General features: G+C 56.4%; 13 protein-coding genes, 1 tRNA gene and 1 pseudogene. 13 read left to right on the top strand and 2 right to left on the bottom strand.

Annotation, left to right across the window (positions count from 1 at the left end; genetic code table 11):
• The first annotated feature begins 10 nt into the window (after window positions 1–10).
• A tRNA-Ser gene (locus tag ASE07_RS14390) sits at window positions 11–104 on the top strand.
• A gap of 258 nt (window positions 105–362) precedes the next feature.
• On the opposite strand, the gene ASE07_RS14385 is transcribed toward ASE07_RS14390, so the two are convergent.
• Entirely contained in the window at window positions 363–1202 is an 840-nt protein-coding gene (locus ASE07_RS14385) for a phytanoyl-CoA dioxygenase family protein (protein ID WP_057291770.1), read from the bottom strand.
• 240 nt (window positions 1203–1442) lie between these two features.
• On the bottom strand, window positions 1443–1892 hold the full coding sequence (locus tag ASE07_RS28855; protein WP_156396648.1) for a hypothetical protein: 450 nt from the start codon (window positions 1890–1892) through the stop codon (window positions 1443–1445).
• Window positions 1893–1907: 15 nt separating this feature from the next.
• On the opposite strand from ASE07_RS28855, the gene flhD reads away from it, so the two are divergent.
• The 12 genes and pseudogenes from flhD to ASE07_RS14325 all read left to right on the top strand — a co-directional run.
• On the top strand, window positions 1908–2225 hold the full coding sequence (gene flhD, locus ASE07_RS14380; protein WP_057291769.1) for a flagellar transcriptional regulator FlhD: 318 nt from the start codon (window positions 1908–1910) through the stop codon (window positions 2223–2225).
• 68 nt (window positions 2226–2293) lie between these two features.
• On the top strand, window positions 2294–2908 hold the full coding sequence (gene flhC / locus ASE07_RS14375) for a flagellar transcriptional regulator FlhC (protein WP_082584155.1): 615 nt from the start codon (window positions 2294–2296) through the stop codon (window positions 2906–2908).
• 43 nt (window positions 2909–2951) lie between these two features.
• Window positions 2952–3749 (top strand): class I SAM-dependent methyltransferase, encoded by a 798-nt coding sequence (locus ASE07_RS14370; protein ID WP_057291526.1) that lies wholly within the window; start codon window positions 2952–2954, stop codon window positions 3747–3749.
• Between the two features lie 289 nt (window positions 3750–4038).
• The gene (motA, locus tag ASE07_RS14365; protein ID WP_057291525.1) at window positions 4039–4899 is read left to right on the top strand and encodes a flagellar motor stator protein MotA; all 861 of its coding nucleotides are present in this window, start codon (window positions 4039–4041) and stop codon (window positions 4897–4899) included.
• A gap of 23 nt (window positions 4900–4922) precedes the next feature.
• Window positions 4923–5936 (top strand): flagellar motor protein MotB, encoded by a 1014-nt coding sequence (gene motB / locus ASE07_RS14360; RefSeq protein ID WP_082584154.1) that lies wholly within the window; start codon window positions 4923–4925, stop codon window positions 5934–5936.
• 52 nt (window positions 5937–5988) lie between these two features.
• On the top strand, window positions 5989–6534 hold the full coding sequence (locus ASE07_RS14355; RefSeq protein WP_057291524.1) for a hypothetical protein: 546 nt from the start codon (window positions 5989–5991) through the stop codon (window positions 6532–6534).
• Between the two features lie 126 nt (window positions 6535–6660).
• Window positions 6661–7026, top strand: a complete 366-nt coding sequence (locus tag ASE07_RS14350) for a response regulator (protein ID WP_057291523.1) — start codon at window positions 6661–6663, stop codon at window positions 7024–7026.
• A 99-nt stretch (window positions 7027–7125) separates the two neighbouring features.
• The gene (gene cheA, locus ASE07_RS14345; protein ID WP_057291522.1) at window positions 7126–9312 is read left to right on the top strand and encodes a chemotaxis protein CheA; all 2187 of its coding nucleotides are present in this window, start codon (window positions 7126–7128) and stop codon (window positions 9310–9312) included.
• Between the two features lie 13 nt (window positions 9313–9325).
• Window positions 9326–9838: a chemotaxis protein CheW gene (locus tag ASE07_RS14340; RefSeq protein WP_057291521.1), complete on the top strand. Its 513-nt coding sequence runs from the start codon at window positions 9326–9328 to the stop codon at window positions 9836–9838.
• 123 nt (window positions 9839–9961) lie between these two features.
• Entirely contained in the window at window positions 9962–11029 is a 1068-nt protein-coding gene (locus tag ASE07_RS29450) for a Tar ligand binding domain-containing protein (protein ID WP_057291520.1), read from the top strand.
• Window positions 10951–11964, top strand: a pseudogene (locus tag ASE07_RS14330) (methyl-accepting chemotaxis protein); the annotation flags it as partial. The gene ASE07_RS29450 and the pseudogene ASE07_RS14330, both read left to right, overlap by 79 nt.
• 629 nt (window positions 11965–12593) lie before the next feature.
• The coding region (locus tag ASE07_RS14325) for a methyl-accepting chemotaxis protein (RefSeq protein ID WP_156396646.1) at window positions 12594–13535 on the top strand (942 nt) is incomplete at its 3' end.

The following is a 13535-nucleotide window of genomic DNA, read 5'->3' as shown; positions in this document are numbered from 1 at the left end:
CTTGATGTGTGGAGACGTGGCCGAGTGGTCGAAGGCACTTCCCTGCTAAGGAAGCATATGGGCTTAAACCTGTATCGAGGGTTCGAATCCCTCCGTCTCCGCCAGAATATGAAAAAGCCCTTTTGAAGGGCTTTTTCCTTTTGTGCGGATCGTTGGAATAACTTGCTTCCAGACACAAGTTTCACGCATGGTGACGGCCAATATTCCTGACGTTGATCTGCTGACGGATACTGCGGGGATATTGTGATGCTGAAAGTAAAAAAGCCCCGGATAGGGGCTTTTTTACTTTCAGCACCGCACATTCCAGCGGCATTCCTTTACGGCGGCAATCGCCCGCCGCCAAAATACGACCAGGGCAGGTGTTATTCAATGCCCTTGATCAGTCCCTCAATAGTATGTGCCTGCGTGATGTTCTCAAGCTGATCCACCACGCGGCATGTCAGATGTGAACGCAGGTCCACAGCGAGCGATTCATAATATTGGCGCGTTACCTGAAAATCATGATGCTGTGAATTGGTTGCATCCGGCGCATCGACACCGAGCACAAATACCGGACGCGACTTGTTGGAGCGGTTGGCGGTGCCGCGATGTATGGTCAATGCCGACCTTGCCGACATGTCGCCCATCTTCGGATATTTGCGTTGTGCCCGCGCTTCGTAGCGGTGGTAGAGCGAGGGGGGAGGGAACATGCCTTTTTCACATCCGCTGAACTCGTCCCACTGTGTTCCGGGAGCGATTTCAAACGGTCCCATATCTTCTTCCACATCGACCGTGGTGATGTTGAATGCCAGTGAGTTAAGGCGGCGTCCCGTGCGTGTTGCTTCCGGCATCGTGAAGTCGCGATGCCATGGCTGGTTGGCAGCACCAGGCCCAGGCACGTCGAAGCCGGCTTCGACGATGCGATAGTCCGGGCCGAGGACTGATTCACACACGGCGACCACCCAAGGGTGCGAAATAAGGTCACGGAAGCCGCGGATGCGCTCGGGGTGAACTTCCACATAGAAGCGATTCGGACCACGTCCCAGAGCGCCGCCTGGCCGCTTTTTGGCCTCTTCGAACAGCATGTCAATGTCTTCGCGCAGATCTTGCACCCAGCGTCGGGTGAATGCGCCCTTGAGGCCGATAATGCCGTCGCCGTACAAGCCGCGCAGGATGTCGGCGGGATCGAATTGATCGTAATGTGGTTGAAGAACTGCGCTCATGCTTGTCTCCTCCGGAAGGTGCAGCGGACTGTTCAGGCCGTACTCGCTCAGGGCCGCTTGCATGCGTTGTCAAAAAAATCACTGCCTGTGGTGGGCTTCAGTCATGTGCATATGCCTAGGTGCACCACACGTCATGCTGCAGACTTACGGAAAATTTGAAAGTGCCCGAGGAGACACGAAATATTTTCCATATTGCATGATTTGCAATGGCACTTCATTACGTGCGGGCATAGCAGAGGGTTAAAAAACTGGCGACGCCCTAAATTCAGTGCGCGTGATGCCGATAACAAAAATAACCGGAAGAAAAACCAACTTTTTTTGTGCAGACCCTAAAGTTCGCGATTTTGCTGCCGTTAAACAACAGAGCAGGACGGTTTTGTTCAAGAAAAGCCAAAGAATTTGTTCAAACACAATATCGGTTACGCGTAGTAACACTAGGTTTTTTAAAAATTCCCTTGGTGAAGGCTCAGGTCGCAGCGTTGTTATTTTTGCCGCAAACCCAGCAGCCACGCCATCTCCCGGGCTTCTTGAGAAGCGCGGCATTCCCCATTGGTGGGCGTTGTAGGACAAACGCCTACACATCATGTCGCCTTGCGTCTGACATGAAATATGGGCGTACTCCGATTTTCCCCATGAACCACCAGGTTCAGAATCCATCTCACTGACATGCCACAAGGCAACAGTTTCCAAGGATAGGGGATCATGATGAACATAAACGACATGCTGGCCGAGATTCGCGATGCCAACCTGAGCTATTTGATGCTGGCGCAGCAAATGATCCGTTCCGACAAAGCCGCCGCAGTTTTCCGGCTCGGAATCAGCGGCGAAATCGCCGACCTTCTGGAAGGCCTGAACAACGCACAGATCCTGAAGCTGGCAAGCAACAACATGATGTTGGCGCGCTTCCGGTTTGACGACGGGGCCATTCTTGGCATGCTGACCAACTACCATAAGGATCGTGGGCTGGCGCATTCGCATGCGGCCATCCTGATGGCGGGGCAGAAGATCGAAGAAATGTCCTGACCGGCGGTCGCGGCTCAGGCAGAAGCAAGTAAAGTAGCAAGTTCAAAGGCGCAGGTACAAGGACGAACATGGCAAAGAAAAGCGTGGTGACGGAAGCGCAAGAGATTCAGCTCGCTATCGAGCTCATCAACCTTGGCGCCCGACTGCAATTGCTGGAGTCGGAAACGACACTGTCCCGCGAGCGCCTGCTCAAGCTGTACAAAGAGCTCAAGGGGGTATCGCCGCCGAAAGGCATGCTGCCTTTTTCGACCGACTGGTTCATCACCTGGCAGCCGAATATCCATTCTTCGCTGTTCATCAACATCCACAAATACCTGGTCGAGCATGCGCAGATTTCCGGCATCGAAGCCGTAATGAAGGCGTACAAGCTCTATCTCGAACAAGTCGAACCGGATGCATCCGGTGACCCGGTGCTGTCGCTCACGCGCGCGTGGACACTGGTGCGTTTCTTCGAAAGCAAGATGCTGGAAACCGCGACCTGCAGCAAATGCGGTGGTGATTTCGTCGTACACCGGCTCGATCTCAACAGTCATTACACCTGCGGCCTGTGCCATATGCCGTCGCGCGCCGGCAAAACCAAGAAACTGAAGGAAGAGGCTGCGGCCGGTGCGGCAAATGTGGCCGGTGCGGCAAATGTGGCAGGTGTGGCCGGTGCCGCTGACTCCGCGGCATTCCAGGCCTGATGCGGTGGTAAATCCTTAATCGCGTCAGTCGTCTTTTCGTATCATGCCAAACGGGCACCCGCCCCACGGTGCCTCGCCGCACAAATCCCTCCTGCACACACCTGCCGTCCAGGCGCTGCTGCTCCAGATTCTTTCCTTCGTCGTCGTGGTCGCCGGCTCAGTGGCGATTGGCCGGATGACCGCTATACAAGTCAATGTCATCAGTGCGGCAATCATGCAGGGTGTCCTGGCGACCGCCTTGTCGCGCTGGCGGCGGATGGCGTCATGGTGGCTGGCCATCCAGTTCCTGTTTCCCGTTGCGCTGGTGGTTCTGCTCGCGTTTCACCTTCCGTCCTGGATTTTCCTGAGCGCTTTTCTCCTGCTCCTGCCCTTGTACTGGACCACTTTCCGCACACAAGTGCCGTATTACCCCTCGGGCCTTGATACCTGGCGTGCCGTGGAAAGCCTCATTCCCCATAAGCCGGGTGTTCGGGTTGTCGATATCGGCAGCGGTTTTGGCGGACTCGTGATGCATCTTGCCCAACATCGTCCAGATGGAATCATCGAAGGCGTTGAGCTGGCGCCTCTTCCATGGCTGGCCAGCGTCTTGCGTGCACGCCTTCGCGGCAGCAGTGCTTGCTTCATCCGTAAAGATTACGGTCGACTCGCGTTAAGTGACTACGATGTCGTTTTCGCCTACCTGTCGCCGGCGGCCATGCCCTCGCTCTGGCAAAAGGCGCGTGCCGAAATGCGGCAGGGCACACTGCTGCTCAGTCTGGAATTCCCGGTCGTGGGCGTCAAGCCAGACCTCATTCTGCATCCGGGCGGCAGCGGGCCCGCCTTATATGGCTGGTACCGCTGATCTGCGCGAATCTGCTCGAACTTGCGCTAAGCGCTCCGCTCGCCGCTGCGATTCAGGCTTATGGATTCAAGTTTGCGGCTTTTAGGTCGTAAAACCCTATGAACGCCGTCATCAAGCACCAGTTTGACCACACCTTTACACATACTGGTTGTGAAGCGCTCGTCGAATTGGCAAAATGGTTGGCATAGAGAAATACATTTAATCAGGAGCGTCTGAGCCAGATCCGACATTGCCGTCACGGGAAGATGTCGCTCCGGTCGTCAGGTCGCCCAGGACCCGGAGCCCGCCTTTGTTAGTTATCGTTGGTTATCTCATCGTTTGCGCATCCGTGTTCGGCGGCTTCGCCATGGCGGGCGGTCACCTTGCGGCCCTGTTCCAGCCGCTTGAACTCCTGATGATCGGCGGCGCGGCCGTGGGTGCATTCTTTGTGGGTAACAACGGCAAGGCGATCAAGGCGACGCTCAAGGCGCTGCCGACGGTGCTCAAGGGTTCCAGGTACACCAAGGCGCTGTACATGGAACTGATGACCTTGCTCTTCGAAATCCTCAGCAAGGTGCGCAAGGAAGGTCTGATGTCGATCGAAGGTGACATCGAGAATCCTGAGCAGAGCCCGATTTTCAGCAAGTATCCCGGCATCCTGGCCGATCATCACATCGTCGAATTCATGACGGATTACCTTCGACTGATGGTATCCGGGAATATGGATGCGTTCCAGATCGAAAACCTGATGGACAACGAAATCGAGACCCATCATGCGGAAGGAGAAGTGCCGGTCCATTGCGTGGCAAAACTCGGCGACGGCCTGCCCGCATTCGGTATCGTCGCCGCGGTGATGGGCGTCGTGCATACCATGGAATCGGTCGGTCTTCCACCATCCGAACTCGGTATGCTGATCGCACACGCGCTGGTCGGTACCTTCCTCGGCATTCTGCTCGCCTACGGTTTCGTCGGCCCGTTGTCGGCGCTGCTCGAGCAGAAGCTGCACGAATCGTCAAAGATGTTCCAGTGCGTGAAAGTCACGCTGCTGGCGAGCCTGAATGGTTATGCGCCGGCCCTGGCAGTGGAGTTCGGCCGCAAGGTGCTCTTCTCGACCGAGCGTCCTTCCTTCAGCGAGCTGGAAGAACACATTAAGTCGTCCAAGTCGAAGTAACAACAGAATAGGCAGAACAGGAAATGGCCGACGAAGGCTTACGCCCGATTATCGTAAAGCGGGTGAAAAAAGGTGGCGGCGGCCACCATGGCGGCGCATGGAAAATTGCGTACGCCGACTTCGTCACGGCCATGATGGCTTTCTTCCTGCTGATGTGGCTGCTCGGTTCGACCGCAAAGGGCGACCTGCAGGGTATCGCCGAATACTTTAAGACGCCGCTCAAGGTTGCCATGTCGGGCGGATCAGGCTCCGGCGACAGCTCCAGCATCGTGCAGGGCGGTGGTAAAGACCTCACGCGCAAGGACGGCCAGGTCAAGAAAGGCGACGACCCGGAGATGCGCAAGACCTACAATCTCCAGGCCGCACATCTGAAAGAAGCGGAAGCACAACTCGAGCGTGCCGAACTGGCAAGGCTGCGTGCTCTGAAGGCACGCATTGAAGACGCGATCGAGGCACGTCCCAGCCTCAAGCAGTTCAAGAGCCAGCTGCTCATCGACATCACCACCGAAGGCCTGCGTATCCAGATCGTCGACGAAAAGAACCGGCCGATGTTCGCCCTGGCGAAGGCTGAGCTGCAGCCTTATACAAAAGACATTCTGTATGAAATTGGTCGGGCATTGAATGATATGCCCAACAGAATAAGCCTTTCCGGGCATACTGACGCGACGCCTTATGCCAGCGGCGAAAAGGGTTACAGCAACTGGGAGTTATCCGCAGACCGGGCCAATGCATCGCGTCGCGCGCTGATTGCCGGTGGCATGGACGAGACCAAGGTCTTGCGCGTGGTGGGCTTGTCCTCTGCGGTATTGTTTGACAAGGATGACGCATTCAACCCTATCAACAGGCGTATCAGCATTATCGTGATGAATAAGAAGGCGGAAGAGAATGCGTCGAAGGATGGCGGCACGGTCGAAGTGACCGGTGCAGCGGAAATCAGGCAGGACGTTCCGGTGAAGCAGGACGTTCCGGTGAAGCAGGACGTGGCGGTCAAGCAGGATTTAACGAACGCGGCAACCAAGCCAGAACCGGTCAAGTAAGAATGTTCGGCGCGAGTAAGCAGAAGAATGCTGTTGGGGACGGGACGTTTTCATGACTAAAGAAAAATTGTTGGGCTCTCAGGTACAGCATCTGTTATCCAATTTATCGGATCACGGCACGCAGCATCTGACAGAGGTCGAGACCGACCTGGTGCAAACCAGCATTCTTCTCGGCGAAGCCATCGAAAAGCTCGGTGCGAGTTTCATGGCCATCCATGAAGCCATCACCTCGCAACAGCAGACCATCGACCTGTTGCTCTCCGGCTCGACACTGACACACGAAATCGCGGAAAACCTGAAGGCGCGGCACGCCGAGATCGGCAGTCATGTCAACGCTGCCGTGACCGGTTTGCAATTCCAGGATATGACCGGACAACTGCTCGGTCGTACCGTGCAGCGCGTCACCGGATTGCGTGAGGTACTCGGCGGACTCGGACCGAGTAGTGCCACCATTTCCCAGAGCAATGCCGAAGAAATCATCCAGACCCTGAACACCATCAATCAGGTCCTGGAGGAACAGAGCCTGAAGCTCGAAAGTGCGCTGTGGAAGGCGGTCTGCCAGACGCACATGGAAAGCGGCGACATCGAACTGTTTTGAAGATAATTTGACACTGCGCGATACGCATCGGCCTTGAGAGCATGTGCCTTCGCCGTCAGCAATGAAGCGATACCAAGTGAAGAACCCCGGGTACTCCCGGACATGAAAATTGCAGGAGTTACAAAGATGGCAAAAACGATTTTGGCAGTGGATGATTCAGGCTCTTTGCGACAGATGGTTGTTTTCAGCCTGCGTGCCGCCGGCTATCAGGTCACCGAGGCGATTGACGGACAGGATGGTCTGGACAAGGCGAAAGGACAGGTGTTCGACCTCGTGCTGACCGACCAGAACATGCCGCGCATGGACGGCCTCAGCCTGATCCGTTCGCTGCGGGGCTTGCCGACGTATCAGAAGGTACCCATCCTCATGCTGACAACCGAGTCCAGCGACGAAATGAAATCCAAGGGTCGTGCAGCGGGTGCCAATGGCTGGCTGGTCAAACCTTTCGATCCGCAACGCCTGACCGAAGTCGTGAAAAAAGTGATTGGGTGAGCGGGTGGTCGGCTAAGCGCGAGCAGCCCTGCTATAGGCATCGCCGTCGTGGCAGGCAGTATAAGCAATCGAGAAAAGCGTAGATGATGGAGTTCCAAAATGACCATTGATATGAGCCAGTTCTTCCAGGTGTTCTTTGACGAGACCGAAGAGCTTCTCGCAGAGATGGAAAAGCTGCTCCTGGCGATCGATGTCTCCTCTCCGGACGAAGAAGATCTGAACGCCATCTTTCGTGCCGCCCATTCGATCAAGGGCGGCGCGGGTACGTTCGGCCTGACCGACCTGACGGATGTGACGCATGTTCTCGAATCCCTGCTCGACAAGATCCGCAAGGGGGAAATGGCCTTGTCAGCCGAACATGTCGATGCTTTTCTGATCGCCAAGGATGTGCTCAAGATGCAACTCGACGGCCATCGCCTGCATACGCCGGTCGACCAGGAGGCTGTGGCGGACGCGCGCATGCTGCTCGAATCTCTGTCGGAAAGTGATATGCCTGAAGCGTTACCGAGCGCATCGCTCGATGTCGCGGCGAGACCCATCGACATACCGATGCCGGCTGATGACTCGGCCCGCCGTTTCCGCATCGAGCTACCCGAAATCGCGACGCGCGACGTTGAAGCGCTTTTCGCAGAACTTGGCTTGCTAGGCCACATCAGCCGCGAGAATCTCGACGGCAACCGCACCGTATTTACGCTGGTCGGCAATGGTTCCGCCGACGATATCATTGCAATCTGTTCGTTTATCCTCGATCCGGACGACCTGAAGATTTCCGAGGAGGCGGTACCGCGCGCAATGACCGAGGCCGAAGCCAGGGCCGCTCAGGCAGCGCAGGAGGATGCGCAGGGTTACGGTTTCTTTGAGCCGATCGAAAATTTTTCCGCACAGGCCGCCGCTGCCAAGGCTGCGCAGGAAGCAAAGCAGGGTTATGGTTTTTTCGAGCCCTTCGAGCCGCCTGCCGCCAGGGAAGCCGCAGAGGCGTTGAAGCAGACCGTTGCGACACCTTCCGTCACCGTAACGACGACGCATCAGGATAATCAGGCAACGGCTGATAAGAAAACCGCATCCAGGCGCGAAGCGGACAAGGCAGCGCACAACGCTGAAACATCCTCTATCCGTGTCGGCATCGAAAAGGTTGACCAGCTCATCAATCTCGTCGGCGAACTCGTGATCACGCAAGCAATGATCGAGCAGCGCACCGGTTCGCTCGACCCCATGCAGCATGAGCGCCTGCTCAACAGCGTCAGTCAGCTCACGCGCAATACCCGCGACTTGCAGGAAGCCGTGATGTCCATCCGCATGATGCCGATGGATTACGTATTTTCCCGTTTCCCGCGCATGGTGCGCGACCTCGCCAGCAAGCTGGGCAAGCGCATTGACTTCGTCACGCACGGTGCCGCCACCGAGCTGGACAAGGGTTTGATCGAGCGCATTGTCGATCCGCTGACCCACCTGGTGCGTAATAGTATCGATCATGGGATCGAGATGCCGGACATCCGCAGGGGGGCCGGCAAGAGCGAGACCGGAAGATTGTCGCTTTCGGCGGGCCACCAAGGGGGCAATATCGTCATCGAGGTGACCGACGACGGCGGTGGCCTCAACCGCGAAAAAATCCTTGCCAAGGCAGTCTCGCAGGGATTGCCAATGTCAGACAACATGTCCGACTCGGATGTCTGGCAACTTATCTTTGCGCCCGGTTTTTCCACGGCTGAGGCAGTAACCGATGTGTCGGGGCGTGGCGTCGGCATGGATGTCGTCAAGCGCAACATCACTGCCATGGGTGGGGTAGTGGATATCCGTTCGGCAAAAGGATTCGGCACTACCATTTCAATTTCCTTGCCGCTCACGCTTGCCATTCTGGACGGCATGTCGATCCGGGTGGGCGAAGAAATTTACATCCTTCCGCTCGGTTATGTCGTCGAGTCCCTGCAGCCCGCACCGGTCGATGTGAAGGAGATCAGCGGTCAGGGACGCGTCGTCAAGGTGCGTGGGGATTATTTGCCGCTGATTCCGCTTTACCAGATGTTTGGCATTGAGCCGCGCTTTACCGACCCATCGCAAGGCATCGTCGTCATCCTTGAATCCGAAGGAAAGAAGGCGGCGCTGTTTATTGACGAACTGGTCGGTCAGCAGCAGGTAGTCGTAAAGAATCTCGAATCCAACTATCGCAAGGTTGCCGGCATCTCGGGCGCCACCATCCTGGGTGATGGCGGCGTCTCATTGATTATCGACGTCGCAGCCTTGCTTCGATCAAGCCGTCAGCTCACTGACGAATCTATTTTTTCCTGAGAAGGACACAGCCATGACACAAGCAGTTCAAATGAATACGCCGAACCTCGGAGAAAAATCCGACCACGATATCGCCGGCCAGGAATACCTCGCCTTTACCCTGGGCAAGGAAGAGTACGGCATCGATATTCTCAAGGTTCAGGAAATCCGCGGTTATGAAACCGTTACCCGTATCGCTAACGCACCCGACTTCATCAAAGGCGTGGTGAACCTGCGCGGCATTATCGTGCCGATCGTCGACATGCGTATCAAGTTCCATCTGGGCGAACCGACGTATGACCAGTTCACCGTTGTCATCATCCTGAATATCGGCGGACGCGTCGTCGGTATGGTGGTCGACAGTGTATCGGACGTCATCACCCTGTCGCCGGAGCAGATCAAGCCGGCACCGGAAATGGGTACCGCACTCAATACCGATTATCTGATCGGTCTGGGCACAATTGACCAGCGCATGCTGATCCTGGTGGATATCGACAAACTGATGTCCAGCGCAGAAATGGGCCTGATCGACAAGATCGCCGCCTAAGATACACGCTCAGCAATAAAAAATAGAAGGCCGCGAAGACGGCCGGAAATATTCATCCAGCGAGACTATGCAGGCGCAACGGCAACGTACCGCTGCGCCCAGACAAACAATAAGGTAGAGACAATGCTTAGTAACCTCACAATCAAGTCACGACTCGTATTCGTGATCAGCTTTCTTTCGTTGCTGCTGGTGGGCAGCGGATTCGTCGGCATAACGAGCCTGAATTCGGCGAACAATTCACTGAAGACGATCTATGACGACAGGATGGTGCCGATTGGCCAGTTGAACCATATCGTACGAATGGCATCCGAAAATCGGATGGCGGTCGCTGAATCGATGAACGGCGACCCGGCGGTGGTCGTCAAGCGCATGGATGAAGTCGATCGGAAAACGGCCGAGGTCGAAAAGCTATGGACCGTTTTCATGGCGTCCAATATGAGCGACGGCGAAAAGGTGCTCGCTGCCAAGTCGCTGGAGAGTCGCAAAAAATATACGGCGGAAGGCCTGAAGCCGACGGTCGACGCGCTGCGGGCCGCCAACGTGCAGCAGGCGATGGAGTTGATGCAAGGGCCAATGAGCCAGCACTATGCGGTGTTCCAGGAGCACATCGACGGCTTGATCAAGATGCAGGAAAACGTCGCAAAGAGCGAGTTCGAAAAAACCCAGGCGCTCTATATTATGGTGCGCAACGTCTCCATCGCCGCCATGCTGTTCGGTGTCGGGCTGGCTGCCTTGATCGGCCTGTGGTTGATTCGGGCGATCTCCAATCCGCTCAATGAAGCAGTTCGCATTGCACGCAGCGTCTCTGCCGGCGATCTTTCGCAGAACATCGATATCAAATCCAATGACGAAACGGGCCAGTTGCTGGCGGCCCTCAAGCTGATGATCGATAGCCTTTCACATACCGTTGGCCAGGTACGTATCGGCACGGATACCATCGGTGTCGCTTCTCGGGAAATTGCTTCCGGCAATGCCGACCTCTCGTCGCGTACCGAGTCCCAGGCGAGCTCGCTGGAAGAGACGGCATCGTCGATGGAAGAACTGACATCGACCGTCAAGCAGAATGCAGAGAATGCACGTCAGGCCAACCAGCTGGTCGTCTCGGCATCCCCGGCAATGCCGACCTCTCGTCGCGTACCGAGTCCCAGGCGAGCTCGCTGGAAGAGACGGCATCGTCGATGGAAGAACTGACATCGACCGTCAAGCAGAATGCAGAGAATGCACGTCAGGCYAACCAGCTGGTCGTCTCGGCATCCGACGTCGCCATGCGCGGCGGTTCGGTCGTCGGACAAGTGGTCGAGACCATGGGCTCGATCAAGGAAAGCTCGCGCAAGATCGTCGACATCATTGGTGTGATCGACGGGATTGCATTCCAGACCAACATTCTGGCATTGAATGCGGCAGTCGAAGCAGCGCGTGCCGGCGAGCAGGGCAGGGGCTTCGCGGTGGTGGCTGCGGAAGTRCGYAATCTTGCACAGCGYTCKGCGGGTGCGGCCAAGGAAATCAAGGCATTGATCAGCGACTCGGTSGAGAAGGTCGATGTGGGCAGCAAGCTGGTYGATCAGGCCGGCAAGACGATGGATGAAATCGTCACGTCGGTCAAGCACGTTGCCGACATCATGAACGAGATCACTGCAGCCAGCGACGAACAAAGCGCAGGTCAGGCCGGCAAGACGATGGATGAAATCGTCACGTCGGTCAAGCACGTTGCCGACATCATGAACGAGATCACTGCAGCCAGCGACGAACAAAGCGCAGGCATAGAGCAGGTCAACCAGGCCATCACGCAGATGGATGAAATGACGCAGCAGAACGCCGCTCTGGTCGAACAGGCGGCAGCTGCCGCCGATAGCATGCAGACGCAGGCATCGACACTTGCGCAGGCAGTGGCGGTCTTCAAGCTGAATGCCAGCGAGCAGTCGGCGTATCTGCCCGCAGTAGCAGTTCCAGTTCCCTCCACAGTGGCGGCGCCTTCAATGCCAGCAAAGCCAGCAAAGCCGCTTGCGGTCCCGGCTACGCGCACCGCATCTGGCAAGGCATTGCAAGCTCGTACTTCGCAACAACCGATTGTGCGCGCCAGGCCACAAGCCCCGGCCGGCAGCGGCGAGGACTGGGAAGAGTTCTGACTCACCGAAGCGCTGAATAGCGCAACAAGTCGTTCCATTCCCGGATGACAAACGCGGCCTGCAGATTTGTTCATGAATCTGCAGGCCGCGTGCGTTTCAGCTGACGTCGGACATAGGTGGCCTCGGCATCCGAGCGATCCGCAGTGCATGCTTCGCTGGCTAGAGCGGATTTCATCGTGTGTACTGTCGCCTCGGTCCGCCTTGACGCGCAGGACGGCGTTGCTTGTCGCTTGTGTGGCCCGCCACACGGCACTTCCGGCACTTCGCGCGCCTTGTCCTGCACGCCAGGTCGACCCAATTCTCCGTACACCACGATGAAATCCGCTCTAGGAAGCAGCACGCATCGAAGGCATTCTCCCGGTCGTCTTTTACATTCCGAATCAGTATGCGCTTTGACTGATTTTGTTATTGAATCAGTACGGGCCTTGCAGGTTCGTAGAAATAGTACGTTCGTTCAGTCGCAGGTTTGTGGCGAGGTGTGTCCAATATTTGTACAAAACAGGCTTTTTTGGCGTTTGTGATGGATCGGACCATTTCTTCAAGGTAATATATTCGCGAGGTCATAACGTTCGGTTTTGATCTGTTTTTGCTGCCTAGCGAATACAACACCTTCTGTCAGGGGATGAATCATGAATCTGCGTAGCTTGCGTATTGGCGCGCGTTTGGGAGTGGGATTTGGCGTCATTCTGGCCATTCTCGTCCTGAGTATCGCGGTCGGCAATGTACTCACGACAAACAACAAGAAAACACTGATCGAAGGGCTCGAGCGGGCCAACAATAAAGGACAGTTGGCGGCAGCCATGAAAAGCGCGCTGCTGGAAGGCGGCGTCGCCATGCGCAATATCGGCCTGCAGTCCGATGTGAGCGCAATGCAAAAAGAAGAAACACGCGTCAAGGCGCAAAACAAACATTATGCGGAAGCGCGTGACAAACTGAGCGCACTGGGCCTGACCGATGAGGAAAAGAAGATCGTCGGTGAGATTACGCGTCTCGACCAGGAGATCGCCGCACCGTTCAAGGAAGCGATTGGCCAGGCATTGGCATTCAACTCCGAGGGCGCATCCAAAATCATCTCGGGACGCATTGACCCGCTCAACCAGCAAGCCGTGGTTGAAATGGATAAACTCGTTGCATTGCAGCAGAAGGCTGCCAACGAAGTCCTCTCGGGTTCGGTCGCGGACGATAATAAGCTGCTTGTTCTGCTGTTCGCGCTCGGTACGGTCGCGGTGGCGGCTGGCAGCCTGCTCGCCTTTGTGATTACCCGCAGCATTACGCGCCCCTTGAATGACGCTGTTGAGGTCGCGAGTCGTGTTGCGACCGGCGACCTCACATCGCGCATCGACGAAAGTAACCGCGACGAGATCGGCCAGCTGTTTGGGGCATTGCGTGAGATGAACCACAGCCTCGCCGAGATTGTCGGTAATGTGCGCAACGGTACGGAAAACATCGGCGTCGCTTCTCGGGAAATCGCCGCCGGCAATGCCGACCTCTCGTCGCGTACCGAGTCCCAGGCGAGCTCGCTGGAAGAGACGGCATCGTCGATGGAAGAACTGACATCGACCGTCAAGCAG

It is taken from the genome of Noviherbaspirillum sp. Root189, from assembly GCF_001428545.1.
GTDB lineage: Bacteria > Pseudomonadota > Gammaproteobacteria > Burkholderiales > Burkholderiaceae_D > Noviherbaspirillum.
This window is presented reverse-complemented; position numbering and strand designations above follow the sequence as displayed.

Excerpts from the sequence above, each read along its gene's own strand:
- ASE07_RS14385 (WP_057291770.1), bottom strand. The coding sequence starts at position 1,202 with ATGAGCGCAGTTCTTCAACCACATTACGATCAATTCGATCCCGCCGAC.
- flhD (WP_057291769.1), top strand. The coding sequence starts at position 1,908 with ATGAACATAAACGACATGCTGGCCGAGATTCGCGATGCCAACCTGAGC.
- flhC (WP_082584155.1), top strand. The coding sequence starts at position 2,294 with ATGGCAAAGAAAAGCGTGGTGACGGAAGCGCAAGAGATTCAGCTCGCT.
- ASE07_RS14370 (WP_057291526.1), top strand. The coding sequence starts at position 2,952 with ATGCCAAACGGGCACCCGCCCCACGGTGCCTCGCCGCACAAATCCCTC.
- motB (WP_082584154.1), top strand. The coding sequence starts at position 4,923 with ATGGCCGACGAAGGCTTACGCCCGATTATCGTAAAGCGGGTGAAAAAA.
- ASE07_RS14355 (WP_057291524.1), top strand. The coding sequence starts at position 5,989 with ATGACTAAAGAAAAATTGTTGGGCTCTCAGGTACAGCATCTGTTATCC.
- ASE07_RS14350 (WP_057291523.1), top strand. The coding sequence starts at position 6,661 with ATGGCAAAAACGATTTTGGCAGTGGATGATTCAGGCTCTTTGCGACAG.
- cheA (WP_057291522.1), top strand. The coding sequence starts at position 7,126 with ATGACCATTGATATGAGCCAGTTCTTCCAGGTGTTCTTTGACGAGACC.
- ASE07_RS14340 (WP_057291521.1), top strand. The coding sequence starts at position 9,326 with ATGACACAAGCAGTTCAAATGAATACGCCGAACCTCGGAGAAAAATCC.
- ASE07_RS29450 (WP_057291520.1), top strand. The coding sequence starts at position 9,962 with ATGCTTAGTAACCTCACAATCAAGTCACGACTCGTATTCGTGATCAGC.